This window comes from Stenotrophomonas sp. Ste96, from assembly GCF_024519495.1.
Classification (GTDB): Bacteria; Pseudomonadota; Gammaproteobacteria; order Xanthomonadales; family Xanthomonadaceae; genus Stenotrophomonas; species Stenotrophomonas bentonitica_A.
Window position 1 is genome coordinate 601,869 of sequence record NZ_JALJRX010000001.1, and the last position, 26,164, is coordinate 628,032.

Sequence of the window (26,164 nt, forward strand, 5' to 3'; positions counted from 1 at the left end):
TGGACCATGCGCCTTCAAGGAAAGATCAGCGAGTGGAACGATGCGCGTGGCTTCGGCTTCGTGCAGCCCAATGGCGGTGGCGAGCGGTGCTTCGTGCATATCCGCGCATTCGCCGCACGTGATCGACGCCCGGTGTTGGGCGATGTGATCACCTATGACGTGGAGAATGATGCGCAGGGACGCCGCAATGCGGTGGCGGTACGGTTTGCGCTGGGCCGCGATGGTCGCCGCCCTGCTGCACGCGCTGCGGTGCGGGGTGCGGGGCCGGATCGATTGCCGCGTACCGCCATTGCGCTGGTGTTCCTCGCCGGCCTCATTGCTGTGGCGCTGTGGAAGCACTGGCCGATGTGGGTGCCGGGCATCTACCTTGTCCTGAGCGTGGTCACGTTTGCGTGGTACTGGCATGACAAATCCGCCGCCCAGAATGATCGCCAGCGCACACCGGAAAGCACGCTGCAGGGCCTGGCCCTCCTGGGCGGCTGGCCGGGGGCATTGATGGCGCAGGCCATGCTGCGGCACAAGAACCGCAAAGCGTCCTTCCAGCGGGTGTTCTGGGTAGCGGTGGTGATCAACGTCGCAGGCTTGGGATGGCTGATCCGCGACGGCAGGTTCCTCGGGTAGATCCACCTCAAGCGTGGATGACGTTCCACGCTGTGTGCAGATCGCCTTCGCCGCTACCCTTCCAACCGCCCATCCCGCAAACGATAACTGCGATGCACGATGCCGTCCGGCAGTTCGTCGTGGGTGATCATCAACAGACTGCGGTTGCCCAGCGCCGCGACCATGTCGTGCAACAACGCATGCGCGGTATCCACGTCCAGGCCTTCGGTCGGTTCGTCCAGCAGCAGGATCGGCGCGTCGCGCAGCAGCGCACGTGCCAGCGCCAGGCGCCGCGCCTGCCCGGCCGACATGGTCGCGCCGTTCTCGCCCACCCAGGCCGAGAGCCCGCCGATCTGTTCGGCCCACGTCTGCAGTCTTACCTCTGCCAACACCTGCCACAGGCGCGCGTCGCTGGCCGCTGCATCGCCCAGCCGCAGGTTGTCCGCCACCGTGCCGGCGAACACCGGCGCATTCTGCGGCAGCCAGGCGATCTGGCGGTGCCACTCGGCCTGCGCGAATCCGCGGATATCGGCATCGCCGTAACGCACGCTGCCCGCCTCGGGATCCCATAGCCGCAGCAACAACGAGGACAGCGTGGTCTTGCCACTACCGCTGTCACCGCGGATCGCGATCCGTTCGCCGGGCGCGAGCTGCAGCTGCACCTGGTCCAGCAGCACCCTCGCCTGGCCGGGCCAGCGGAACACCACCTGATCAAACCGCAGCGTGGCCGGCACCGCGGGCACGGCCACCGGCGCCCGCGCCTCGACCACGCCCGGCGCCTGATCCACGATGGCCTCCAGCCGCACCGCGGCGACGCGGCCGGACAACCACGATTGCCAGGCCAGACCGATGCCGGCCCACAGCTCCAGCAGTGCGACGGTGAGGAACACCAGTGCGGCCGCCAACGCGGCATCCACACTGCCGCGCTCGAAAGCCTGCAGGGCCAGCCACAGCATCGCCACCAGACCCCCTGCGCCGCACAGGCCATGCAGCGCGTTGCCGCTGATCAGGCGCCAGCGACGGCGCTTGTCACGTGACTTCAGCTGCTTGGACGCCACCAGAACGCGCTGGTTCCAATGCTCGCGCGCCTGCAGCGCGGCGAGGTCGGCCGCGCCTTCCAGGCCTTCGAACGATTGCGTGCGCAGCTGCGCGCGGTGCAGCGCGCGGTCACGCTCCTGGTCCGCGGCGCCCCGCACGGTCAACCACGGTACGCCGACGCCGATCAGCACTGCGAGCAGCGCCAGCAGGCCGGCCGCCGGCGGATAGATGATGCCGGCCGAGACCACCGCGACCAGCGAGATGCCACCGAGCGCCAGCAGCGGGCCGATCGCGCGCACCAGCAGGCCGTCGACCTCGCCGATATCGGACATCAGCCGCGCCAGCAGTTCACCGGTGCGCACCCCCGCCAGGCGGGCCGGCGCCAGCGGCAGCGCGCGACGGAAGAACCACACGCGCAGGTCGCGGGCGATGCGCAAGGTGACATCGTGGCCCACCAGCTTTTCGAAGTAGCGCGACACGATCCGCGCCATGGTCAGCCCGCGGATGCCCGCCGAGGGCGAGAAGAAGTTGAAGCCATTGCCGAGCCCGGCGGCCCCGGCCAAGGCGGCGGCGGTCAGGAACCCGCCGGACAGCCCGAGCAACGCGGTACCGGCCAGCATCGTGGTCCACAGCAGCAGCACGGTCAGCAGCAGCCGGCCGCGGTGCCGGGAGAACACCCCCTTCAGCGAATCGATCCGGATAGCCTTCATGGCGACACCTCCGAGGCCAGGCGTGCACCGCCGGCGGTCAATGTCAGGCGGGTGTCGGCCCACCGCATGGCGGTTTCGCTGTGGGTGGCGATCACCACGCTGCGCCCACGCGCGAAGGCAGCCAGGGTGCGCAGCAGATCGGCTTCGGTCTCCGGATCGAGGAAGGCGGTCGGCTCGTCAAGCAGCAGCAGGTGTGGATCGCGCAGCAACAGCCGCGCCAATCCGATCCGGCGCGCTTCGCCGCCGGACAAGCCGAAGCCGCGTTCACCGATCACCGTGTCCAGCCCCAGCGGCAATGCGGCGGCGAAGCGCATCACCTGCGCCGCCTCGGCCACCGCGTGCAGATGCGCGTCGGTCGCCCCCGGCGCGGCCAGGCGCAGGTTGTCGGCGATGGTGCCGTGGAACAGATACGGGCGCTGACCGGCATAGCCCACTTCCAGCCCGGGGCGCAGCACGATGCTGCCCTCGCGCGGTGGCAGCCACCCGGCCAGCGCTTCCAGCAGCGTGCTCTTGCCGCTGCCACTGGGCCCGACCAGCGCCACGCGTTGCCCCGGTTCGATCTGGAACGAAAGGTGCTGCACCACATCGTGGTGCGCACCGAGCGGGCGCAGGCTCACGTCGCGTACGACCACCGGGGGCGCGTGCTGTTCCAACAGCTCCGGCGCGCGCGCGGTGGCGGGCGGTGCGTCATCGACAACGGCTGCGGCAGGCAGCTCGCCAAGCAGGCGCGCCACTTCCGCCGCGGCGGCGAGCGCATTGGCGCGGTCGTGATAGTGCGCGGCCAATCGCCGCAGCGGCGCGTAGAACTCCGGTGCCAGCAGCAGGCAGAACATGCCCACGCCCAGGGTCGGCACCTGCGCATGCAGCGACATCAGGCCCAGGTAGCTCAGGCCAAGGTAAAGCGCGACCATCGCGACGCTCACCGAGGCGAAGAACTCCAGCACCGTCGAAGAGAGGAAGGCGATCCGCAGCACTTTCAAGGTGCGCTCGCGCACGCCTTCGGCCGCGGTGGCCACACCGTCCAGCTCGGCCTCGCCTCGCCCGTATAGGCGAAGCAGGCCAAGCCCTTTGATGCGATCGGCGAAGTGGCCGCTCATCCGCGCCAGTTCACCCAACTGCGCCCGGCCGGCAGCTTCCGCGCCCCATCCGACCAGCATCATGAAGAACGGCACCAGCGGCGCGGTGAACAGCAGGATCAGGGCGATCACCCAATCGGTCCAGGCCACGGCGATCGCGATCAGCAGCGGCACTACCACCACTTCGATGCGGACCGGCTGGTACCCCGAGTAATAATTCTCAATCGCATCGGCATGGGCCAGCATCAGCTCGCCGAGCTCACCGGTGCGCTGCTGGCGCAGCCACAGCGGACCGCGGCCGAGCAGCCGCTGGTAGACCCGTTCACGCAGGGCCAGGCGCGCGGCATCGGCGACGTCCCCGGCGGCGGCCTGGGTCACGCTGCCCAGCAGGGTGCGGATGCCCAGCACCGCCAGCAGCCCCAGCAGGACCGGGGTGGCCTCGGCCAACGGGCGGTGATCGACGAGCACGGCCTGGATCAGCCACGCAATGGCGGCCGCCTGCCCGATCAGCAGGGCGCCGGACACGCAGATGCAGATCGCTGCCAGGCGCTGCTTGCCGCGCGCGGCCGCGGCCAGCCCACCCAGCCACTGCAGGCGACGGCGGCGCAGGGCGGTTGTCTCAACAATGGACGCGTCGGGGGGTATGCTCAAAACAAGTCACTGGCGGCCACAGGGAGGTTCCGTCGATTGTAGTAGGTGCTGGCCCCGCCCCCGTGCGGCCAGCGGTCGCAGGGGTGGGATGCATACGATCCCTGCGCCGGTCTGTTTGTACATTGATCTGAATCAAGGCTGTTTGAAGTTGCTGGTCACAGAATTCACCCCGTAGACCCCCCTTCCCGCCACCTGAAACGGCAAAACCCAACGAGGTAGCCAGGCCATGATTGATCAGACAGTCGTAGAACTGTCGCGGCTGCAATTCGCTCTGACCGCGATGTACCACTTCCTTTTCGTTCCCCTCACGCTTGGCCTGTCCTTCATGGTGGCCATCATGGAGAGCGTCTACGTCATGACCCGCAAACAGGTCTGGCGGCAGATGACGCTGTTCTGGGGCACGCTGTTCGGCATCAACTTCGCCATCGGCGTCGCCACCGGCATCGTGATGGAATTCCAGTTCGGCATGAACTGGTCGTATTACAGCCACTACGTGGGTGACATCTTCGGCGCACCGCTGGCGATCGAAGGCCTGATGGCGTTCTTCCTGGAAGCGACCTTCATCGGTCTGTTCTTCTTCGGCTGGAAGCGTCTGACCCCGGTCAAGCACCTCACCGTGACCTGGCTGATGGCCCTGGGCACCAACCTTTCGGCGGTGTGGATCCTGATCGCCAACGGCTGGATGCAGAACCCGACCGGCGCGATCTTCAACCCGGAAACGATGCGCATGGAGGTGGTGGATTTCGCCGCCGTGCTGTTCAACCCGGTGGCGCAGGCGAAGTTCGTGCATACGGTCAGTGCCGGCTACGTGACCGGTGCGGTGTTCGTGATGTCGATCAGCGCCCTGTTCCTGCTGCGCAACAAGCACAAGGACATGGCACGCCGTTCCTTCGCGGTGGCGGCCGCCTTCGGCCTGCTGTCCTCGCTGTCGGTGGTGGTGCTGGGTGACGAAAGCGGTTATGCCGCCAGCGAACACCAGAAGATGAAGCTGGCCGCGATCGAAGCGATGTGGGAAACCGAGCGTGCGCCGGCTGACTTCACCGCCTTCGGCATTCCGAACCAGGCCACCCAGCAGAACGATTACGCGATCAAGATTCCGTACCTGATGGGCCTGATCGCGACCCGTTCGCTGAACCAGCCGATCCCGGGCATCCTGGAACTGGTGGAACGTGCCGAGCACCGCGTGCGGGGTGGCCAGCTGGCCTACGGTGCACTGGAACGCGTGCGCAAGGACAAGAACGACGTCGAAGCGCGCGAAATGTTCGACCGCCATTGGCAGGATCTGGGCCACGGCCTGCTGCTCAAGCGCTATCGCGAGGACATCCTCAACGCCACTCCGGAAGAAATCTCCAAGGCCGCGATGGACACCGTGCCACGGGTCGCACCGCTGTTCTGGACCTTCCGCATCATGGCCGGGCTGGGCTTCTACCTGATCGCCTTCTTCGCCCTGGCCTTCTACTACTCGTGCCGCCACAACTTCCAGGACAAGCGCTGGTTCCTCAAGCTTGCCCTGTGGTCGCTGCCGGCACCGTGGATCGCGATCGAATGCGGTTGGTTCGTGGCCGAGTACGGCCGCCAGCCGTGGGCGGTGGACGGCGTGCTGCCGACCTTCTACGCCGCTTCGGGCCTGGCTCTGCATGAAATCCTGACCACGCTGGCGGTGTTCACCGGGCTGTACACGGTGCTGCTGATCATCGAAGTGAAGCTGATGCTCAAGGCGATCCGCAAGGGCCCGGACGACATCCTGCCGTCGCTGCAGGCTGCAGCCACGTCCCTTTCCCCCAATGCCGCTGCGCCGACCCACGGTCGGGCGTAAGGCAGGAGAACCCAGATGGAATTCATTGGACTCGATTACACCACGCTCCGCGTGATCTGGTGGCTGCTGCTCGGCATCCTGCTGATCGCTTGGGCGGTAATGGACGGTTTCGACCTCGGCGTCGGCACGTTGCTGCCGTTCGTGGCCAGGACCGATGACGAACGCCGCTTGGTGATCAACACCGTCGGCCCGGTGTGGGAAGGCAACCAGGTGTGGCTGGTGCTCGGAGGCGGTGCGATCTTCGCCGCCTGGCCGCCGCTGTACGCGGTCAGCTTCTCCGGCTTCTACCTGGCCGTGTTCCTGATGCTGTTCGGGCTGATCCTGCGCCCGGTCGCCTTCAAGTACCGCAGCAAGATGCCCGGCAAGCGCTGGCGTGAGAACTGGGACCGTGCGCTGTTCGTCGGCGGCCTGCTGCCGGCACTGATCGCCGGCGTGGCGGTGGGCAACGTGCTGGTCGGCGTGCCGTTCCACTTCGATGACAGCATGCGCATCTTCTACACCGGTACCCTGATCGGCCTGCTCAACCCGTTCGCCCTGGTGGCCGGCCTGGTCAGCGTGGCGATGGTGGTCTCGCACGGTGCCGCGATGCTGGTGCTCAAGACCGACGGCCCGGTGGCCGAGCGCTCGGCCCGCTATGGCAGCGTCGCGGCGGTGTTGACCTTCGTGCTGTTCGCCCTGGCCGGCGTCTGGGTGGCCTTCGGCCTGCCGGGCTACCAGATCACCTCACAGGTGGTCACCGATGGCCCGACCAACCCGCTGCTCAAGACCGCTGCCGCCGGTGCAGTGGCCGGTGGCTGGCTGCGCAACTACCAGACCATGCCGCTGACCCTGCTGGCCCCGATCCTCGGGCTGGTGGGTGCGCTGGCCAGCGCGGTGCTGCTGCGGGCCCGCCGTGGTGGCCTGGCCTTCCTGGCCTCGGGTGCGTCCATCGCCGGCATCATCCTGACCGTCGGCTTTGCGATCTTCCCGTTCCTGCTGCCCTCCTCCAGCCAGCCGGGCTCCAGCCTGACCGTCTGGGACAGCTCCTCCAGCCACCTGACCCTGGGGATCATGCTGATCGCCACGGCCATCTTCCTGCCGATCATCATCGCCTACACCTCCTGGGTCTACCGCGTGATGAAGGGCAAGACCACGGCCGAAGAGATGGGCGACAACCCCAACGCTTACTGACGCGCCCCACGGCGCCATAGGAGACTCACCATGTGGTACTTCGCTTGGATTCTGGGTGCAGGGCTGGCTTCGGTCGTGGCCATTCTCAACGGCATGTGGTTCGAAGCCCGCGAGCAGAGCCGTACGGATCACGAAGAAGGCTAAAAAAAGGTTGCCGATCGGGTCTTCACACCGTATCCTTGTCGGCTCCTTCGGGGTGTAGCTCAGTCTGGTAGAGCGCTACGTTCGGGACGTAGAGGTCGCAGGTTCGAATCCTGTCTCCCCGACCACTCCGGTGGTCGTATTGAAGCCTGGGAACACGTTTCCAGGCTTCTTTATCAAGGGCCGTGGCAACACGGCACCGAAGGCGAAAAACGCGATCCCCCCTTGCCGCCGACCGGCGGGATCGATACAATAGGCGGCTCCTTACGGGGTGTAGCTCAGTCTGGTAGAGCGCTACGTTCGGGACGTAGAGGTCGCAGGTTCGAATCCTGTCTCCCCGACCATCTGATGGTCACAATCAAGCCTGGAAGACATCACCGTCCTCCGGGTTTTTTTGTGTCTGGCGATTGGCACGCCGGGTAGCGGCTGCGGATTTCCCCTTCGCAGCTGCCGGTGTAGCGGTAGCCTTGCCCGAGCATGCAGCGCTGCAGGTCATCGAACGTGCGGCCCAGGGCCTGCTGGATCGCCGCCGCGTTCGAACCCTCCGGCGTGGAGACGTGGTAACCGCCATTGGCGGCGCCGCCGCACCCCAGCCAATCGGCATTGCGGGTCGCGCCGTCATTCCCAACCTTCTCCCAGGTGTCCCGTGGCGGCACGAGGGCGCGGCCGACCGATGGATCGCCATTCATCCACATGCCGCCCATGCCGCAGGCGCTGAGGCTGAAGGCCAGGCACAGGGCAGCGACGCCGCGTGGGTGCCGCTCAATCACACACACCCCGCAGATACGCTTCCGCCCGCGATGCGGGTGACGCGGCCGAGGGTTCGGGCGGCACCGCGCGGAACGTGATGCCCGACTGCTCGGCCGCACTCTGCAGCCCCTGCATCTTCGGCGACTTGCCTACGACTGTCAGGGTCAGGTGCGAAAGGCGCTGCTGTTTGAAGGTATCAAGTGCCGACTGCACTGCCTTGCGCGTGACATCTTCGCTCTCACCGGCGACAACCAGGCGGGTCATCGGTGGTTCGGCGCCGCGGGCCATGAGGGCCTTCAGTTGATCCATCCAAGCGGCCTTGCCCACCACCGATCCCATCATCAGGTTGGCCACGCGGTTGCCCGCCGAGGGAACATCGATGTAGAACGCCGCACATTGCTCTGATGGCACTGACTGCGGCGATTGAGGTACCTCCGCCGGGTCGGCGAACGCTGCGCCCGCGATGCCGAGAAGGCCCAGATACAGCGCAACGCGGGCATACGTTCCAGGCAGTGGAAGAAAGGGTGACGGCATGTTCTCTGGCTCCCAAGCAGGGTGGTGATCATTGCATCGACATCACGGACGCCCGTGCGGCTCAGCGCGCCGGCAACGCATCGTCCGCGCGCTGGCACGCGGGGAACCTGCTGGGAATCTCTCCCTGGCAGGTACCGGTGTAGTGATACTCCTTACCCATCATGCAGCGTTGAATCTGGTCGAATTTCTCACCGGAGCGCGCCGCCGTTTCGGTACCTGTAGTGCCTGAGACCACGGCGTAGCTCCCCTTTTCCGTGCCGCCGCAGGACACCCAGTCGAGCTGACGCGCTTGAGGTGCTCTCGACGGGTGCTGCCAGTTCTCCATCAAGGAGGGCGGGTTGGCCAACCGCTGATACGCCGCTTTGTTGCAGTAGACCATCGGTGTCTGCGGGCCACAGATATGACCGTTGCCGATCATGCAACCGGAGAGAAGCGCCACGGCCAGCGCCGCAGCAGCGATTCTCATCGGCCTCATCGCGTTCAACGCGGCGAGGACTGGCAGGCCGGATAGCGGCTCGGGATGTCACCTTCGCAGGTGCCGGTGTAACGGTAGCCTTTGCCCAGCATGCAGCGTTGTGCCGCATAGAGCTTGTCACGGGAAAGATCCGCCGTTTCCTTGCCCGTAGCACCTTGCCGGTCTGGCGAGATGTTCCCACTGCGCTGGCCACCGCAGGCCTGCCAGTCCGTGTCACGCGCCGAGGCGCCGGCGCCCGGCTTGCTCCAGTCATGGCCCGGCGGAACCAGGTGCGAGGTCGCATTGGGATTGCCATTCATCCACATGCCGCCGATACCACAGGCGGTCAGACCCGTGGCCAGGCACACCCCGAACACGACGCGAAAAACATGCTTGCCTTTCATTACCACCTCCTGAGAATCGTCCATGAACAGCCTGCCATCCTCACCGCGACGCGCGTGCAAGGATGGAGATCGCTTCCCATACCTGCGGTGGAAGTGCCTTGGCCATCGCGAACGGCGCAGCTACGGGAATGGCCACCACACTCCATCCTTCATGCACCATCTTCAGCGGCGACGGGCGACCGCGGGTTGCATTGCCCTGCTCATCGTACAGGCCACCCCATTGGCCGCCGATCATGTCGTGCGGGCCGGCGAAGTACTCGATAAGCCTGTCCTGCCACGCGCCAGACGCGTACGGCGTGCCCTTCAAGGTGCCCTCGATGCCCTGGATGCCACCGGTCAGCCCGCCCATGCCCTTGCCTGCCGGGCTCTGCAGAAACTCCGACAGCGTCATCTTCGCCTTGGCCGAATCCCATTGCACACGCCCCTTGTCGTCCAAGGCGAGTGCTTTGCTCCCCGGCAGGGTCATGCAGCGCTCGTTGCTCTCCCCGCACAGCTGATCCAGGTCGACGCGCGTACCGCCCAGCTTGATCCCATCGCCGTCAACACCAACGCTGATCCCATTGATGTTGTTGAGCACCGTGGGATCCTTCGAGGTCGGGTCGACTTCGGGATTGGCAGGGTCCACCACGCCGGTAAAGATGCTGGAATTCTTGATCATCTCCTGCCGCATCCAGTCCGCCGCACTGGCCAGCGCCTCCTTGGACACCGCGCTGGTCGCCGAGCCGGTCACCGCGCCGATCAGGATGTTGAGCATCTTCTCCTGCGTGCGCAGTTCATCGGCTTCAGCCTGCAGCGCAGCCTTCTGCTCCGGCGTGGAGGCTTCCTCGTAACGCTCCCTGATGCTGGCACCGCGACTGGCGACATAGCTGCCCACGGCACTATGGGCCTGCTGGGTGAAGGCCGCACTGATCTGCGCTTCGGCCTGCACCTTCTGCGCGAGCTCCACCGGATCCCAGTTACGGATCAGCCCGTTGGCATCGTCGCCACTGAGCACACCGCGATTGAGGCTGGCCAGGGTGTCGTCGATGCTCTTGCCGGTCTTGGCCAGCTGCGCGTTGCCATCGGTGATGGTCAGCCCGCCTGCGCTGATGCCGCTGCGGGTGGTGCTGGCATCGCTGCCCGTGTCGCTGGCATAGCCGGGTGCGGCAGCGCTGGCATCGTTGCCGAAGTTCTGCCAGGACCAGCTGCTGCCCTGCCCGGCCGCACCGGTGGACCCTGGCGTACCGTCGTTGCCACGGCCGCTGTTGCCGCCACTGGACGGGGCGCCGGTGCCGCTCTTGCTGAAGCCGCCGGACAGACTGAGGCTGCTGGCCTTGTAATCGCTGCGGTTGTCCAGATCGCGCACGCTCAAGGTGCTGGTGATCAGCTGGTTGCGGCCGTCGGCGATGGCCTGTTCGCTGGAGGCGATCACGCCACCGATCAGATCGGTGTTGCCGCCCACGCGTACCTGGTAGCCGCCGTCGCCCGCCTTGATCCCGCTCTGCTCGACCACGCTGGCGTAGTCGCCATCGACCTTGGTGTTGCCATAGCTGGCGCTGCCGGAGAAGCCCAACCCGACCGTGACACTGCCGCCGACACTGGTGTCCTTGCTGTGGAAGGTAGAGGTGTCCTGCAGGCTCTCGATGTTGAGGTCACCGCCGATGTCGCCGATCACCTGGCGGCCACTGGCCACCGCGCCACGCAGGGTGGTGTCGCCGCCGGATTGCAGCACCAGCGTGTTGCCCGCATTGACGTGGCTGTTGGTCCAGTTCACGTCGGTGCCCTCACCCTTGCCCTTGGAGCCGCTGGCATTGGCGGTGATGCCGGCGCTGGCGCCACCGGAGCCGATGCTGATGGCCACGCCGACACCGCCGCTGGCCGCGCTGCTCTTGCGATCGGTCTCCAGCGTGTTCTTCGCCGCCAGCAGGGCGATATCGCCATCTGCCCGGAGGTACGCGTTGTTGCCGGCGGTGATGTTGCTGCCGACCACGGTCAGGTCCGAGTCCTTGCCCGCGCCGGTGGCGCTGATGCGCACGTCTCCGCCTGCGGTGATGCTGGAACCGGCGGCGTTGTCGTGCGTAGTGGTGGTCTTGCTGTCGCTGCGTGCGCCGCCCACGGTGATGGAGATGTTGATGCCGCCCGCCGCACCCGGATCGGCCTGCACTGCACCCACCGCTGCCGCCGTGTTGAGCACGGTGGTCGCTGCCGCCAAGGTCTTCATGCGGCTGTCGTCGGTCTGGCTGGCCGCCTTCTTCATCTGCTCGGCGCTCTGGATCGCCGAAATCACCGGCGCGGTCAACGCCACCGTCAGACCAGCCTGGCGGAATTTGTCCTCCTGGGTGGCGACGCCCGTCTCGCGGGCTTCGACGATATCGACCTTGCGCGCATGGATGTCGATGTCGCCCTCGGGCGCGACGACGTGGCTGCCGACCTGCCGGTAGTTGTTGCCCGCCACCATCACCACGTTGCCCGCGGTGGAGCCGATGGTGGACGCCGCGGCACTGGTGCTCACGTCCTTGGCATCGCGGCTCTGCATCTGCGTGCCGACCGTGAACGCGACGCCGCCGTTATAGAGGAACCCGCTTTCGTCCTTGCGCTTGTAGTGGCTCTCGCCGCGCGTGTTGGTCGCCGCCTGCACGGTCAGATCGTTGTCGGCCAGCAGCACGGTGCCCGCATCGGAGACCACGTTGCTGCCGGTCACGGTGATGTTGCTGCCGCGCACCGCCACCTGGTGCCCGCTGAGCGTGCTGGCGATGGCCTGGGTTTCCTCCAGGCTGTCGCGCGTGGTGGTGGTGGTGGACTTCAACAGCCCGCGATGGGTGTGCTTGCGGCCCTCGCTCCAGTTGTTGCTCTGCTCGCCGCTAGCGATGGTGACGTCGTTGTCGGCCATCACCGAAATCGCGCCATCGCTGCTGTAGACCTGCGCGGCGCGCAGGTCCACGTCGTGGCCGGCCTGCAGCTGCACCGCGCCAGCTGCGTCGATGGTAGTGCCGACCTCGCGCTCGTAGCCTTGGCGCAGGTAATTGTCGTTGTTGCGGACATTGTTTTCCTGGCGTGCCTCGGTGACCGTGCCCAGGGAGAGATCGCGGCCCGCCGCGAGCAGGGTCTGGCCCTGTGCGCCGGCATTGACCACCTGGGCGCCGTCCATGCGCAGGTCGCGACCGGCCTTGGCCAGCAACGTGGCGCCCTGGTCGCTCACGAACAACCCGGCCACGCGGTCGATGTTGGTCCGGCTGAAGTCGCTCAACCCCGCGGTGTTCTGACCGCTGCGGGTGGTGGTGACCAGGTTCAGATCACGGCCGGCGCTGGCGACCAGCACGCTGCGCGCATCGATCAGGCCGCCGAGGTTGTCCAGATCGGTACGCGCGTTGGCACTGACCGTGTCACCGCTGATGCGGCCGTCGAGGTTGCGCAGGTTCTGCGCGTCGATCTTCACCGCGGTGCGGCCGGCGATGGTGCCGCTGTTGACCAGGTCGCCGCGCAGGTTCAGCTCCACCGAGCGGCCGGCCAGCAGCGTGCCGGTGCCGTCGATATCGCCGGGTCGCACGCGAACATACACCTGCGGAACCAGGGCGGTGGTGGTGCTGCCATCGGCCAGGGTGACGCGCTGCTCGACCAGCCAGACGATGTCGCTGGTGAGCTGGGCCATCTGTGCCGGGGTCAGCGCCACGCCGGGGCGCAGGCCCCATGCGTCGGCGATGGTGGCCGCGTTGTCCAGCAGCGCGCGGTACTGCGCTTCATCGTCGGCGTAGCCGTCCAGAAAGCGGCGGCCGGTGAGCTGGGCGACCTGATCGCGGACCAGCTTCTGTTCGTAGAACCCATCGCCCAACCGCTTCTGCACGTTGGCCGGGTCCACCCCCATCTTCTGCAGCAGGTAGTCCGAACCGAGCCAGTTGCGGTAATCGGCAAAACGCGGATCGGTTTCGACCAGGTACTGGCCGGCATTCGGCCCGCTCTGGAACAGGCTGCTCTGCGGCAGTTCGGCCTCCACGCCGATGGTGCGGATCACGGTCGGCTGGTTGCCCGCCGCGCCCTGCGCACCGGTGCCCGCCGTGCTGCCGGGACCGGCCAGCGAGGCCACGCTGGCGCTGACTTCGGTCACCTGGCGCTGCCCACCCACGGCACCGGCCTCGGCCGCGCCGCCGACCTGCCCACCGACGGAACCGGTGCTGACCCCGCCCACCTGGTAGCCGCTGCCACCATCGCGCGTGTTCTGTTCGGTGCGGGTCACGCCCAGATTGATGGTGCGCACTTCATCGGCCGGGCGATAGGCGATCTTCCGGTCCCACTTGCGCTCGTGATAGCGCTTGAAACCACCGCGCCAGCGACTGTAGGTGTATTGGCTGGTGCCTTCCTCGTGCACCCGGTACTCGCCGAATGCGTCGATGTTGCGGAGGTTGCCGAGATCGCCCAGCAACGCGCCGCCGGCCAGGATCTGGCTCTTGTCGTTGATCAGCTCATCGCCACGCAGCGTCATGTTGCCGCCGGAAATGATGCGACCCGGCGCGCTGGAGGTGACCTGGGTTTCGTACTCGGTGTGGGTGACGTCGTACTGGGTCCAGTCCTTGACGTCGCCGTTGCCGTTCTTCCACCAGTACTTGCCGGCACGGCTCCAGCTGGACCAGGTGAACTCGCTGGCATCATGCATGCCGGGCGTGCCCTTGGGCTGGATGTACAGCTTCTTGGTCGGGCCCACCACCATCACTTCAGTGGTGGCGAAATGCTCGTTGCTGTTGAGCAGGCGCGTGGCATCGATACTCAAGCCACCCAGTGACTCGATGGTCGCGCTGGCGTTGTGCACCGAGCCGGCGCGACCGACTGCATGGCCCTGCGCATCCAGCGCACCGCCGATGTTGAGTGCATTGTCGCCACCGCCGGCACTGAAGATCAGCGCCTGCTCGCGGTTGACCACGGAGCCGGCGCCGATGTCCAGGCGCTCACGCGCAGCAATGGTGGCTGCGCGGGTGACGCCCTCCAGCGTTTCATCACTGTTGACCAGGGTCGTGGCACCGATCGACAGGCGGTCGCCATAGATGCGGCCGGTGCCAACGTTGAGGATCACATCGGCATCGATGCGGGTATCCACACCATCAATGAGCCCGCGGTTGCCGAGCACGCCATCGGCGCGCACCTGGGTGCGGATGCCGCTGATCTCGCCAGTGGCCAGGTTGTCGATCTGGCCGGCGTGCAGGTCCAGATCACCGGCCTGCACCTTGCCCGCGTTGGTCCACAGCCCCTGCGTAGAGACCGTGGCCTTGCCGTTGGCGGTGATCTGGCCATCGTTGCGGTAATCCTGCTGCAAGGCCAGCACCAGATCGCCCTGCGACAACACCCGGCCCGTGCCATTGAGTGCGTTGGCATGCAGCGTCTGGTTGCCCGCGGACAGCAGCGTGCCATCGGCGTTGCCGACCTGACCGGCGCGCACGTCCAGGCTGCCCGCCGAAGACACCAGGCCCTGCTGGTTGAACAGTGCATCGCCGGCCTGCAGTGCGATGTGCTGGTCGGCGGCAATCATGCCGGTGCTGTTGTCGATCTGCGCGGCGGCGAGGTCCACGCTGCCGCCCTGCAGGCCGAGTGCAGTGCTGCCGCCAGCGGTGGCGCGGTTGTCGATGCGCGCGGCATGGGCGACCAGATCGCCACCGGCCACGGCCAGGCCGGCCTGGTTGACCAGCTCACCGCTCAGATCCAGGGTCAGATTCTGGGCAGCCTGCAGGCGGCCGCCGCTGTTGTCCACGCGCTGCGCCTGCAGCAGCAACGAGGCCCCGCTTCCCACCTGCCCGCCGCTGCGGTTGTCCAGCGTGGCCAGCCGCGCGTCCAGCGCCGTCTGCGCCTGGACAAGGCCGGCACGATTGTCCAGCTCACCGGCACGCAAGTTCAGCCCGGCACCGCTGACGATGCCACCGCGCGCGCCCGCGTCGGTATTGCCCAGCCGCTGGCCGTGAGTATCGATGCGCATCGCCGCACTGGACTGCAGCAGGCCAGCGCGGTTCTCCAGCGCACCACTGCGGACATCCAGCGTGCCGGCGGTGGCGGCGATGATGCCCTCGCTGTTGTCCACGCTGCCAAGGCCGGTGTCCAGTGCAAGGGATCCACCGGCCAGGGTGCCGCGCACGTTGGCCAGTCCCTGGCTGGCGACCGAGAGCGCACGTTCGGCCTGGATCACACCGGCGGTGTTGTCGATATCGCTCGCGCTGTCGAGCGTGACATCGCCCTCGATGGACGCCAGCGTGCCGGCGTCACGGTTGACGATGCGGCCGGCCTGCACCTGCAGCGTGCCGTTGGCAGCGACGGTGCCGGCGCTGTTGTCCAGCACCTGCGTCACCGCCACGTCCAGCGTATCGCCCGCATTGACGGTGCCGCCGCGGTTGTCGAGGCTGCCGGCGCGCAGCTGCTGCGCACCGCCGGAGGCGACCAGGCCGCCCTGGCGATTGTCGAGCAGGCCGTCCACGTCCAGCTGCAATGCACTGTCGCCGGCCGCCTGGACCGTGCCGGCCTGGTTGTCCAGCTGGCCGGCCCGAAGGCTCAGATCACCGGCGCTGGCCAGTGTGCCGCGCTGGTTGTCGATCGCGCCGCTCACCTGCAGCGTGGAGGCCGCCTCACCTGCCGCCAGCAGTTTGCCGTCGCGGTTGGCCAGGCTCCCGGCCTGCACGGCGAGCGCACCGTTACCGATGATCTGGCCGTTGTCGTTGAGCAGCGCGTTGGTCACCCGCAGGGCCAGCGCGTCGGTGCCGGTGGCGATCAGTTCGCCACGACGGTTGTCCAGCTGCCCGGCATCGATCGCCATGCGCGCCGCCGAGGTGATGCCACCGGAGACATCAATCGCCTGCCCCTGCAGCTGCAGCGCGCCATTGCTCAGCAGTTTGCCGCCCGCCCCGGCCAGCGTTGTGGCGTTGATATCCAAACGGCCGCTGCCGGCCTGCTGCACCTGGCCGCCCGCGTTGCGCAGCAAGGTGGTATCGATGGCCAGATCGCCGTTGCTGGCGAGCGTGCCGCCGTCGTTGTCCAGTGCACTCGTCGCCCCGATACGGTTGCCCTCGCTGCCGGTGGCCAGCACCTGGCCGCCACGGTTGTCGAGCGTATCGACCTGGACATCGAGCGTGCCGGCCTGCAGTTCCGCCTGGCGGTGATCGACCGTCCCTGCGCGCAGGGTAAGTGTGCCGGCCGTGGCGATCTCGCCGCGCTGGCCGTCCAGCATGTCGCTGGTGAGCTGCAGGCCGTCGCTGCCGGCGTGCATCAGCTTGCCATCGGTGTTGACCAGCACCGCGCTGGTCAGTGCCAGCGAGGCAGCGTTGCTGGCAAGACTGCCGCCGGTGTTGTCGAACGTGCCCGCCACCTGCAGCTGCGCAGGTGCGCTGCCGCTGTGGGCGATCGTGCCGCTGCGGTTGGACAGCTGCGCGGTGCGCGCATCCAGCGCGCCGCCGACGTTCATGACGCCGGCGTCGTTGTTCAGCGCCTGGCCCTGCACAAGCAGGTCGCGCCCCGTGGTCAGCTCGCCCTGCCGGTTGGACAGGCCGCCCCCCTCCACGGCCAGATCGCGCACCCCGAGGCGACCGCCGTCGTTGTCCACGTCGCCCGCGCGCAGATCGATATCACCCCCGGCAAGGACCGCGCCGGCATCGTTGTCGAGCACGCCGGCAATCACCACGCGGCCCTGTGCGAGCGGCGCGGTGGCCGGCGGTGTCGAGCCCGGGGTGCTGCCATCGGTGCCACCGTTGCCGTTGCCGCTGCCGGTTCCCGTGCCCGGGCTGCCCGTGCCGTCGCCATCGCCCGGTGAGGTCGGCGCCGTACCGTCCTGCCGGGCCAGTGCGCCGATGCTGCCCTTGTCACGGTTCTGCAGGCGCCCGCTCTGCACCGCCAGGACCTGCACGCCAGCCTGTTCGATGCTGCCGCCACGGTTGACCAGCGAGGCCGCCTCCAGGTCCAGACGGGTGCCATTGAGCTGGCCACCCGTGTTGTCCAGATCCTGACCGGCGCGCAGGTTCAGTTCACGCCCGGCACTGACCAGCCCTTCGTTGCGCACACCGCCGCTGGCAGCGATACGCGTATCGTCGCGCGCCTGCAGTTTGCCGGTGTTTTCCAGCCGGCCATCGACAGTCACGACCAGTTCGCCGGTCTGCGCCCCGAGGTTGCCCGCGTTGCGCACGCCCACGCCGTGCTCGGTGCCCATCAGCAGGATCTTGTTGGCGTACATGCCGCCCAGCTGGGCCACATCGAGCGCGTACTGCGGCGCATTGCCTTCGGCGGCCTGCGCCTGCACGCGGCCCAGATCGGCGCTCACCGTGTTCGCGCCGGTGGTGACCTGCAGCTGCTGTGCCCACAGGCCCGCATTGAGCTGCACCGAGCGTGCGATCAGATCGGTGTAGTCGACCCGGCTGGCATCCATGCCGGCACCGAAGATGTGGATCGCTCCGCCCTGCACGCGGTATCCCTCCAGCGCGCCGCCATTGAACATCGGGGTGCCGGTGGTCAGGGTGATGCGGTTGGCGTTGATGAAGCCGCAGCCATCGCAATCGATGCCGGCCGGGTTGGCGATCACCACCTGCGCGCGGTCGCCGGCCACTTCCACATAGCCGCGCAGCTGGCTCGGGTTGGCGCCATTGACCTCGTTGAGGATCACCCGTGCGGTGCCGCCGGCCAACCAGGGATTGCCCTGCACCCAGCCACCGAGCTGCGACTGCGTATTGCCGCGCGAGTTGTTGAGGATGGCGCCCTGCTGGTCAACGTCGAAGCGCTGGTAGGTATTGCGCGAAACACCGGCAGCACTCGGCGTCTGGATATTGATCTGCGGCGTGCCGTTGGCGGTTTCCAGCACGGTCGGGCGCTGGTTCCCGGGGGCATTCGGGTCCGCGACCACCTGCGCCGCCGCCAGGCCGGTTACGCCTACCCAGCCCAGCATCACCCACAGCGCGAACGCCATCGGGCGCAGTGCCGCCGTGCGATCGCCATCCTGCCCGGTACCGGCGCCGCCGGGGCGCGGGGTGATCTCCGCGGCGACCTGCCAGAGCATGAGGGCGTGGTTGAACACGAGGCGGTACAGATGCTTGTTCATGACAATTCCTTTGTATGCGTGCGGTCGGTGCGGCGCGAACGCGCCCGCACTGAAATCAGAACGACCAGCTCAGGGTGAATCCGGTGACGGTGTAGGCGTTCTGGAAACCAGAGGGCTTCTTCAGCGGGGCGCCGACGAAGCCGTCCCAGTACAGGCCGCGATACGACCCACGCAGGCCGATCACGCTGCCCGCCAGGTCGTTGCCTACCTGCCACTGCGTGGCGCTGCCGCCGACATGGCCGTAATCGGCGCCGACGTAGAATTCCTGCCCGCCGCCCAGGGCCAGGCCGATGTCGTTGCGGATCAACCAGCCGCGCTCGCCCATCAGCGACATCTCGCCGTCGAAGCCGCGCACGGTGTAGCGGCCGCCGATCGCGAAGCGGTCCTGCGGCACCAGCCCGCCACGGTTCCATTGCGCTCGCCAGCTGCCGGTGTAGCGCAGGCGCTGCTGGCCGAGCTGGAACGGGAGGCTCAGCTGCGCGTCGGCGAAGTAGATCTTCGGGTGCGAGGTAGCTTCACCGAACAGCTCCTCGGGCGCTGCGATCGAGCCGAAGGCCCCGGTGCCACGGCGGAAGCCGACAGTGCCATCGAGCGTGGCCTGGCCGATGAAGTGACGGTGGTTCAGGCCGAGCTCCCAGCCGCCCATGCGCCGGCGCTGGACCAGGATTTCGGTGTCGTCGATGAAGTTGCGCGAGTCGCGCTCCCAGGCACGCAGGTACATGCTGGTCTTGCTGCTCGCGTTGCGGAACAGCAGGCGCGTAGCCCGTACTTCGGCGTTGTAGCTCTCGCCGCTGTAGAGATACGACTGCTGGTTGCCGGCCACGGTCTGCTCGTACTCGTAGCCGCTGCGCGTGGCGCCGAACAGCCAGTAGCCGACGGGCACGGAGTAGTGGAAGGTGAAGCCCTTGGTGCCGCGCTTGCCGCCGCTGAACACGTCATGGTTGAGGTTGACGTAGAACAGGTCGTTCTGGCGCAGCGCGTGGTCCAGCGACATCGTCGCACCGGCCTGGGTCTTGCCGGTGGCCTTGCTGCCGGAATCGTCCAGGCTGAGGTTGAAGCGGACCAGCCGTTGCTGCGACCACTGCACCACCAGGTCGCTCTGGCCAGGTGCGGCGTCGGCGCCTTCGGCCGGGCTGATCTGGATGTCGGCCTCGGCGGTCGGCACGCGCTTGAAATTCTCCAGCCCCTGTTCGATATCCCGCAGGTTGAGCAGGTCGCCACTGCGTGCCGGGATCGCGTTCCACAGGGTGGCGTCGCGATGGGTGCCCTCGGCGAAACGGATCTGGCGGAGCGTGCCGGGCACCACGGTCAGTGCCAGCGTGCCGGTGGTGAGGTCCTGCGGCTGGGCCAACACGCGCGTGGTGACGTAGCCGCGCTCGACGATCGCGTTCTGTACCCGCGACATCACCACGTTGATGCCGGCGGTGCCCAGGCAGCGGCCGAGCGCCGGATCGCCTTTGACGTTGGCTGCGGGCAACGCCCACTGGAAACGGTCGGCCTGCTCGCCTTCCAGGGTGATCCGGTTGATCACGAAGCAGGGTGCTTCGTCCTGGGGCAGCCGCTCCGGTGCGGCCACCGGTGCGTCCTGAAGACGTGCATCGGGCCGGGTTTCAAGCTGCTCGCGCAGGGCGCGTTCGCGCTCCTGCTGGCGAAGCAGCTCCTGATCGGGGGCGGGCAGCTGCTGGGCATGCACCGGCGTGCAGATCAATGCGACGGCGGCGGCCAGCGGGGCCAGCGGGGCCAGGAGCAGGGTGCGCCGGGAAGCGCGGCGCATACCGGCGCGAGCCGGGGTGGGTAGTGCGTTGTTTGGCATGCAGGATCTCGAACGTGGGCTGGCACGAACCATCGTTCGCTATAGACCGCCCCTATGGAGGCCCGCCAATTTAAGAGCTATTCGCGACATGAGAACCGTCAAAAACCCCACCCACCCCGTAAGAGAACTACCCGCTCGCTTGTAGGGATTTTCCTAAATAGTCATTTTTTTGACGCAGCGCACATGGAAGGGGACCGCGTGGCCCTTGTTGTGAAGGCGTTTTCACACGTAGCGCCCCGGGCTGCGCGCGGGGCGGCATCGTGCCCGCGGCCGGGCCTGTCGCGTCCGCGCCGCATCACCTCGCCCCACCCTGCGCGACCTGTCGGGATCGAACCCGTACAATGCCCGGTCCTGGCCCTGCTTACGGCAGCGGCCCAGTCCCCTACCCCGCAGCTGCCGGCCACTGGCCGGTCTCTGCCGTTGCACCCGCGCGCCGGCATGGCCGCGGTGCGCCACCTGTCAGGAAACATGCTGATGACTCACCCCACCCCACCGTCCCAGTCCCTGCTGCACGGGCGCCTTCTTGCATTCGCCGCGATCCTGCTGGCCGCGTTGAACCTGCGCACCGCGGTCACCTCGCTGACCCCGCTGCTGGATGTGCTCGGCCAGACCTTCGGCTTCGGCACCACCATGACCGGCGTGCTTGGCATGCTGCCGACCGCAGCGTTCGCCCTGTTCGGCGTGACCACCCCGGCAGTGGCGCGTCGCCTGGGCCTGGAACGGACCGCCCTGCTGGCCATGAGCCTGGCCACCGCAGGGCTGCTGCTGCGGTCGATGGCCGGCGGCGTGGGCAGCCTGCTGTTCGGCTCGGTGGTGGCGCTGGCCGGCATGGGCATCGGCAACGTGGTGGTACCGCCGCTGGTGAAGCGCTACTTCGCCAACCGCGTGGGCACCATGAGCACGCTCTACATCACCGTGTTGCAGATCGGCACGATGATGCCGGCCCTGTTGGCGGTCCCGGTCGCGCAGCAGGCGGGCTGGCGTGTGTCGCTCGGCATCTGGGCGCTGATGTCGCTGGCCGCGGCGCTGCCGTGGCTGATGCTCTCGCGTGCACGGCCGCACCCGGACACGATCAGCGCGGCCAACGATCCGTCCAGCGCGCCGCACGGCAAGGTCTGGAAAACCCCGCTGGCCTGGGGCATGACGCTGATGTTCGGCATGACCTCGCTGATGACGTACTCGATGTTCACCTGGCTGCCGCGGATCGTGGTCGAAGCCGGTGCGACGCCGGCCTTCGGCGGCATCATGGTGGCCATCTTCGCGGCCTGCGGCCTGCTGCCGTCGCTGACCATGCCGGCCCTGGCCGTGCGCCTGCGCAACCCGTTCGGGCTGGTGCTGATCGGCTTCAGCGCGTTCCTGATCGCCTTCGCCGGCCTGTTGTTCGCGCCGATGAAGGCCCCGTGGCTGTGGGCGGTGCTGCTCGGCATCGGGCCGTCCACCTTCCCGCTGGCGCTGACCCTGATCAACCTGCGTACCCGCACGCCCGCCGGCTCTGCCGCGTTGTCCGGCTTCATGCAGGGCGTGGGCTATGCCTTCAGCTGCCTGGGCCCGTTCCTGTTCGGCTGGCTGCATGCCGTCAGCGACGGCTGGCACCTGCCGTTTGCTTTCCTGGTGCTGTGCGCGGTGGTGCTGTTGTGCGCCTCGTGGGTCGCCTGCAAACCGCAGAAGCTCGAAGACCAGTGGTAAGCGCCGCTGGCGCGTCCATCTACACGCGTTGTGCGCAACTGCTGACGTAGCGTGTCGCTAACTGACCCGGTGTGCTGCACCGGGCAGTGTTCGGAGCCGCTGGCGCCGCCAGCCGGCTGAACAGCTTCATCGCGATGGAGTGCGCTTTCCATGCTGGCGACATGGGTTGAACGTGTAGCAATTCAATGACTTGCCTCTCCCCTCCGGGTTCCACCCGGGGGCTGATCGGTCGTACCCGCGTCTTGACGATTTGGCAACAACTGCGCAGTCAGGCACGATTGGCATGTGATGTGCGTCACACTTTTGACGCTACGCACTTTTGAAAGGACGCTCCAAGGGGGGTTCCATGTACGACCATCGGCCGCTGGCGCTCAGCGTCGGCCTGGCATGCGCCGCACTCGCTTTCTCCGCTCCGGCTCCGGCATCCGCCGACCCGCGGGCGGATGCGTTGGCCGAGATCGGCCACTACCGTGACCAGGCCCATTGGCTGGATGCGCTGGCCGTGATCGAGCGGGCCCGGGTGCAATCGCCCGACGACGAACTGCTGTATCGGCTGCAGGTGCTGACCCTGTCCGACATCGGCAACGCGCACCGCGCCTGGCAGCTGTACCTGGCACGACCGGACCTGTTCGACGCCGCCCAGAAAGAACGGCTGGAAGGCAATTACCTGGCCAAACTCGTGGGCTGGAGCCTGGCCTACGGCCCCAGCGAGGACACCCGCCTGGATGAAGCCGATGCGGCCCTGGTGCAGATGCAGCAGTACCTCGAGCGCGACGGCACCACCGTGCAGCAGGCCCCGCTGAGAATCCGCTACGACCGCCTGATCCTGCTCAACCGGCTGGGCCGCCATGCACAGGTACGCGATGAGTACCGCAGCCTGCTCGCCGAGGGGCACCCCGTTCCCAATTACCTGCTGGCCGCCGTCGGCGATTCGCTGATGGCCACCCAGCATCCCGCCGAGGCGATCCCGGTACTGGAAGCGGCGCTCAAGGCCGATCCGTCGCTGCCGCAGGCGCGGTCGGAACTGGCCTACGCCTATCTGGAAGACGAGCAGGCTGATACCGCCATCGCCCTGCTGAAGAAGTGGCAGGCCGATGAGCCGGCCTGGCGCTGGGCAAACGGTGCCAAAGCGCCGTATGCGAACTGGCCGCGCTACGAGGCCGATCTCAACCTGGCCATGGTGCGCGCTTACAGCGGCGATCTGCCCACCGCCCAGCATGACCTGGAGAAGATGGTCGAGATCGGGCCGGGCAACACCGGCACGCAGTCTTCGCTGGGCAACATCTACCTGATGCGCGGCTGGCCACGCCGGGCGCTGGAGCGCTACAGCATGGCCAACACGCTGGACCCGCGTGACGTCCCGGCGCGGCTGGGCCAGTACGACGCCTACGTGCAGATCCAGCGCGATGACCTGGCGCGCCCCCTCCACGACACCCTGCTTGCCGCCTACCCCAACCAGCCTTCCGTGCAGCGCATGGACCGCAGCTGGCGTGCGCACCGCGGCTGGCAATGGCATGCCTACGCCGAAGGCGGCCGCAGCTCGGGCGGTAGCGGAGCCTCACCGCTGGGCAACGACGACGGTCGTTACGGCGTGGAAGTGCAGTCGCCGGTCCTGGACGACCGCTGGCGGCTGGTCGCCTTCGCCGACCGGCGCAGCGTGGATTTCCAGGACCAGACCATCGACCCGCTGCGGGTCGGCGTGGGCACGCGCTACCGCTACGGGCGCGCCGATGCCGAAGCCTTCGTCAACCGCGCCAATGACCACATCGGCGATACCGGCCTCAGCGCCGGGTTCGGCTGGCAGTTCAGCGATCAATGGCATGCCGGCATCACGGCCGCACGCAACGATCCGGATGCCTCGATGCAGGCACGTGTCTCGGGCCTCACCGCCGACAGCATCGCCCTGGCGGCGGACTATCGTCGCGATGAACGTACCCACTGGAGCCTGGGCGCCAGCCAGTTCCGTTACGACGACGGCAACCGCCGCGATACCGTCAGCACCGCCATCGAGCAGCGCCTGATGACGCGGCCCACCGTGTTCCTGGACGGCCTTGGCAGCCTGTACGCCAGCCGCGGCAGCCGCGACGACGTGCCCTACTTCAATCCGTCCGAGGATCACTCGGTGGAAATCGGCCTGCGCGTGGACCAGCAGCTGTGGCGCCACTACGAACGCCACTTCCGGCATCGCCTGACGGTCTCGGTGGGCCAGTACTGGCAGCAGGGGTATGGCAGCGCGATCGTGCCCTCGGCGGAGTACCGCCACGAATGGCAGCTCGGCGAAGGACGCATTTTCGAGTACGGCATCAGCTGGTCGCGACCGGTCTATGACGGGCAGCGTGAACGACACATCGGCCTGGATGCCGGCCTGCGGTGGGGAGAATGACATGCGGCACATGGACTTGAAACGCTGGACCCACTGGCTGTTGCTGGCCCTGCTCACCGTCGTGCTGCCGGCCCAGGCCCAGCAACGACCGGCCATGCTTGATGCGGCCGATAACGGGTTGCTGGTGCTCAGCTACCACGACGTCCGCGATGAGGTGGCCGAACGCGGCGACCCGGATGCGTATGCCGTCAGCACGCAGAACTTCGCCGCGCACCTGGACTGGCTGTCCGCGCACGGGTATCACCCGGTCTCGCTGTCGCAGCTGATCACCGCCTCGCAGGGCGGCACGCCGCTGCCGCCCAAGCCGGTGCTGCTGACCTTCGATGACGGCCTGCGCAGTGTGTACAGCAAGGTCTTCCCGTTGCTGCGCGCCTACAACTATCCGGCGCTGGTCGCCGTGATCACCGATTACGTGGACATGCCGGCCGGGCGCCAGATCGATTACGGCTACCGCCCGTTCACCCGCGATGATTTCCTGACCTGGGCGCAGCTGCGCGAGATGCAGAAGAGCGGGCTGATCGAACTGGCCAGCCACACCGACAACCTGCACCATGGCGTGCAGTCCAACCCGCAGGGCAACTCCACGCCGGCGGTGATCACGCGCATCTACGACCCGACCCGCAAGACCTATGAAACCGCGGCCGAGTACGAAGCCCGCCTGCGCGCCGACCTGGGCCGCAGCGTGGAGCGCATCCAGCGCAATGTCGGGGTCACCCCGAAGGCGATCGTATGGCCGTACGCCGCCTACAACGCACTGAGCAACGATATCGCCGAGCAGTTGGGCATGCCGGTGTCGTTCGACCTGGAAGGGCGCAGCACGCCGGTCAAACGTGATCTGCATGGCCTGGCGCGCTTGCTGGTGACCAACAACCCGACCGTGGTGCAGCTGGCCTACGAACTGCGCCGGGATGTGGAACGCGATGGCATGCGTGCGCTGCAGATCGACCTGGATGCCGTCTACGATACCGACCCGGTGCAACAGGGCAAGAACCTGGATGCGCTGATCGACCGGGTCAAGAAGATCGGCCCGACCCACGTGTTCCTGCAGGCCTTCGCCGATCCGGACGGCAATGGCTCGGCCGATGCGCTGTACTTCCCCAACCGGCATCTGCCGATGCGTGCGGACTTGTTCAACCGCGTGGCATGGCAGCTCAAGACGCGCGCCGGGGTGAAGGTGTTCGCGTGGCTGCCGGTGCTGGGTTACGAGCTCAAAGACCCGGCCATCCGCAAGGCCCTGGCCATCGAGAGCCCGGAAAGCGATGGCATCTTCCGGCTGGATTTCACCCGGCCGCAGGTGCGCCGGATCATCAATGACATCTACGAAGACCTGGCGATCAACTCCTACTTCGAGGGCCTGCTCTTCCACGATGACGCCTACCTGCGCGACACCGAGCTGACCCAGTTGCCGCCCGAAGGCGATGACGGTGCACGCACCCAGGCACTCATCGATTTCACCCTGGAGCTGCGCAACGCCGCGCAGCGCTGGCGGCCCAAGCTGGGCACGGTGCGCAACCTGTATGCCCAGCCGGTGCTGGAACCGCAGAGCGCCAGCTGGTTCGCCCAGCGCCTGGACCTGTTCAACAAGGCCTACGACCACACCGCCCTGATGGCGATGCCGTGGATGGAAGGCAGCCGCAGCCCGGAACGCTGGCTGGACCGGCTGGTGGTGGCGGTGAAGCAGCACGATCCGCAGTTGTCGCAGACGATGTTCGAGCTGCAGACGCTGGACTGGCGCACCGGCAAGCCGATCCCCGGCGACCGCCTGCGCGCGCAGATCCGTCGTCTACAGGCGCAGGGCGTGCGTCATTTCGCCTGGTATCCGGATGACTTCATCGCCGGACGTCCCTCCACGTATGACGCCCGCGCGGCCATGTCGGCCCGCAGCTTCCCGTACGAGGAAAAGTGAGGTC

15 protein-coding genes and 2 tRNA genes are annotated in these 26,164 nt (G+C 67.3%); 9 read left to right on the forward strand and 8 right to left on the reverse strand.

Annotated features, from left to right (window positions below):
• The first annotated feature begins 6 nt into the window (after window positions 1-6).
• Window positions 7-621: a cold shock and DUF1294 domain-containing protein gene (locus OC373_RS02780; protein WP_261997000.1), complete on the forward strand. Its 615-nt coding sequence runs from the start codon at window positions 7-9 to the stop codon at window positions 619-621.
• Window positions 622-674: 53 nt separating this feature from the next.
• Here the strand turns inward: OC373_RS02780 and cydC are convergent, their stop codons facing one another.
• Together cydC and cydD are read right to left on the reverse strand one after the other, a co-directional pair.
• Window positions 675-2,348 (reverse strand): thiol reductant ABC exporter subunit CydC, encoded by a 1,674-nt coding sequence (gene cydC / locus OC373_RS02785; RefSeq protein WP_261997001.1) that lies wholly within the window; start codon window positions 2,346-2,348, stop codon window positions 675-677.
• The gene (cydD, locus tag OC373_RS02790; protein WP_261997002.1) at window positions 2,345-4,075 is read right to left on the reverse strand and encodes a thiol reductant ABC exporter subunit CydD; all 1,731 of its coding nucleotides are present in this window, start codon (window positions 4,073-4,075) and stop codon (window positions 2,345-2,347) included. The genes cydC and cydD overlap by 4 nt, the downstream gene beginning before the upstream one ends.
• A gap of 226 nt (window positions 4,076-4,301) precedes the next feature.
• Between cydD and OC373_RS02795 the strand changes: the two genes are divergently transcribed.
• The 5 genes from OC373_RS02795 to OC373_RS02815 all read left to right on the forward strand — a co-directional run bounded on the left by OC373_RS02795 (window position 4,302) and on the right by OC373_RS02815 (window position 7,546).
• A complete protein-coding gene (locus OC373_RS02795; protein WP_261997003.1) occupies window positions 4,302-5,891 on the forward strand; it encodes a cytochrome ubiquinol oxidase subunit I in 1,590 nt (529 codons plus the stop codon).
• A 15-nt stretch (window positions 5,892-5,906) separates the two neighbouring features.
• Complete coding sequence (gene cydB / locus OC373_RS02800; RefSeq protein WP_261997004.1) at window positions 5,907-7,061, forward strand: cytochrome d ubiquinol oxidase subunit II; 1,155 nt, start codon at window positions 5,907-5,909, stop codon at window positions 7,059-7,061.
• Between the two features lie 30 nt (window positions 7,062-7,091).
• Entirely contained in the window at window positions 7,092-7,205 is a 114-nt protein-coding gene (cydX, locus tag OC373_RS02805) for a cytochrome bd-I oxidase subunit CydX (RefSeq protein WP_019182852.1), read from the forward strand.
• Between the two features lie 48 nt (window positions 7,206-7,253).
• Window positions 7,254-7,330: transfer RNA gene (locus OC373_RS02810), tRNA-Pro, on the forward strand.
• Window positions 7,331-7,469: 139 nt separating this feature from the next.
• Window positions 7,470-7,546 (forward strand) — tRNA-Pro (locus OC373_RS02815).
• Window positions 7,547-7,576: 30 nt separating this feature from the next.
• Here the strand turns inward: OC373_RS02815 and OC373_RS02820 are convergent.
• The 6 genes from OC373_RS02820 to OC373_RS02845 all read right to left on the reverse strand — a co-directional run bounded on the left by OC373_RS02820 (window position 7,577) and on the right by OC373_RS02845 (window position 20,146).
• Entirely contained in the window at window positions 7,577-7,897 is a 321-nt protein-coding gene (locus tag OC373_RS02820) for a hypothetical protein (protein ID WP_261997005.1), read from the reverse strand.
• Window positions 7,898-7,964: 67 nt separating this feature from the next.
• Window positions 7,965-8,486, reverse strand: a complete 522-nt coding sequence (locus OC373_RS02825; protein ID WP_156785679.1) for a hypothetical protein — start codon at window positions 8,484-8,486, stop codon at window positions 7,965-7,967.
• A 61-nt stretch (window positions 8,487-8,547) separates the two neighbouring features.
• On the reverse strand, window positions 8,548-8,952 hold the full coding sequence (locus OC373_RS02830; RefSeq protein ID WP_156785680.1) for a hypothetical protein: 405 nt from the start codon (window positions 8,950-8,952) through the stop codon (window positions 8,548-8,550).
• A 14-nt stretch (window positions 8,953-8,966) separates the two neighbouring features.
• Entirely contained in the window at window positions 8,967-9,344 is a 378-nt protein-coding gene (locus OC373_RS02835) for a hypothetical protein (protein ID WP_070425530.1), read from the reverse strand.
• A gap of 40 nt (window positions 9,345-9,384) precedes the next feature.
• A complete protein-coding gene (locus OC373_RS02840) occupies window positions 9,385-18,372 on the reverse strand; it encodes a hemagglutinin repeat-containing protein (protein ID WP_261997006.1) in 8,988 nt (2,995 codons plus the stop codon).
• Window positions 18,373-18,427: 55 nt separating this feature from the next.
• Window positions 18,428-20,146 (reverse strand): ShlB/FhaC/HecB family hemolysin secretion/activation protein, encoded by a 1,719-nt coding sequence (locus tag OC373_RS02845; protein WP_261997007.1) that lies wholly within the window; start codon window positions 20,144-20,146, stop codon window positions 18,428-18,430.
• 513 nt (window positions 20,147-20,659) lie between these two features.
• On the opposite strand from OC373_RS02845, the gene OC373_RS02850 reads away from it, so the two are divergent.
• The 3 genes from OC373_RS02850 (at window position 20,660) to pgaB (ending at window position 26,160) form a co-directional block, all read left to right on the forward strand.
• Entirely contained in the window at window positions 20,660-21,871 is a 1,212-nt protein-coding gene (locus OC373_RS02850; protein ID WP_070427430.1) for an MFS transporter, read from the forward strand.
• A gap of 346 nt (window positions 21,872-22,217) precedes the next feature.
• On the forward strand, window positions 22,218-24,254 hold the full coding sequence (pgaA, locus tag OC373_RS02855) for a poly-beta-1,6 N-acetyl-D-glucosamine export porin PgaA (RefSeq protein ID WP_070425534.1): 2,037 nt from the start codon (window positions 22,218-22,220) through the stop codon (window positions 24,252-24,254).
• 10 nt (window positions 24,255-24,264) lie between these two features.
• Window positions 24,265-26,160 (forward strand): poly-beta-1,6-N-acetyl-D-glucosamine N-deacetylase PgaB, encoded by a 1,896-nt coding sequence (pgaB, locus tag OC373_RS02860; RefSeq protein ID WP_070425535.1) that lies wholly within the window; start codon window positions 24,265-24,267, stop codon window positions 26,158-26,160.
• The last annotated feature ends 4 nt before the right edge of the window (window positions 26,161-26,164 follow it).

Excerpts from the sequence above, each read along its gene's own strand:
- OC373_RS02780 (WP_261997000.1), top strand. The coding sequence starts at position 7 with ATGCGCCTTCAAGGAAAGATCAGCGAGTGGAACGATGCGCGTGGCTTC.
- cydC (WP_261997001.1), bottom strand. The coding sequence starts at position 2,348 with ATGAAGGCTATCCGGATCGATTCGCTGAAGGGGGTGTTCTCCCGGCAC.
- OC373_RS02795 (WP_261997003.1), top strand. The coding sequence starts at position 4,302 with ATGATTGATCAGACAGTCGTAGAACTGTCGCGGCTGCAATTCGCTCTG.
- cydB (WP_261997004.1), top strand. The coding sequence starts at position 5,907 with ATGGAATTCATTGGACTCGATTACACCACGCTCCGCGTGATCTGGTGG.
- cydX (WP_019182852.1), top strand. The coding sequence starts at position 7,092 with ATGTGGTACTTCGCTTGGATTCTGGGTGCAGGGCTGGCTTCGGTCGTG.
- OC373_RS02820 (WP_261997005.1), bottom strand. The coding sequence starts at position 7,897 with ATGTGGATGAATGGCGATCCATCGGTCGGCCGCGCCCTCGTGCCGCCA.
- OC373_RS02825 (WP_156785679.1), bottom strand. The coding sequence starts at position 8,486 with ATGCCGTCACCCTTTCTTCCACTGCCTGGAACGTATGCCCGCGTTGCG.
- OC373_RS02830 (WP_156785680.1), bottom strand. The coding sequence starts at position 8,952 with ATGAGAATCGCTGCTGCGGCGCTGGCCGTGGCGCTTCTCTCCGGTTGC.
- OC373_RS02835 (WP_070425530.1), bottom strand. The coding sequence starts at position 9,344 with ATGAAAGGCAAGCATGTTTTTCGCGTCGTGTTCGGGGTGTGCCTGGCC.
- OC373_RS02840 (WP_261997006.1), bottom strand. The coding sequence starts at position 18,372 with ATGAACAAGCATCTGTACCGCCTCGTGTTCAACCACGCCCTCATGCTC.
- OC373_RS02845 (WP_261997007.1), bottom strand. The coding sequence starts at position 20,146 with ATGCGCCGCGCTTCCCGGCGCACCCTGCTCCTGGCCCCGCTGGCCCCG.
- OC373_RS02850 (WP_070427430.1), top strand. The coding sequence starts at position 20,660 with ATGACTCACCCCACCCCACCGTCCCAGTCCCTGCTGCACGGGCGCCTT.
- pgaA (WP_070425534.1), top strand. The coding sequence starts at position 22,218 with ATGTACGACCATCGGCCGCTGGCGCTCAGCGTCGGCCTGGCATGCGCC.
- pgaB (WP_070425535.1), top strand. The coding sequence starts at position 24,265 with ATGGACTTGAAACGCTGGACCCACTGGCTGTTGCTGGCCCTGCTCACC.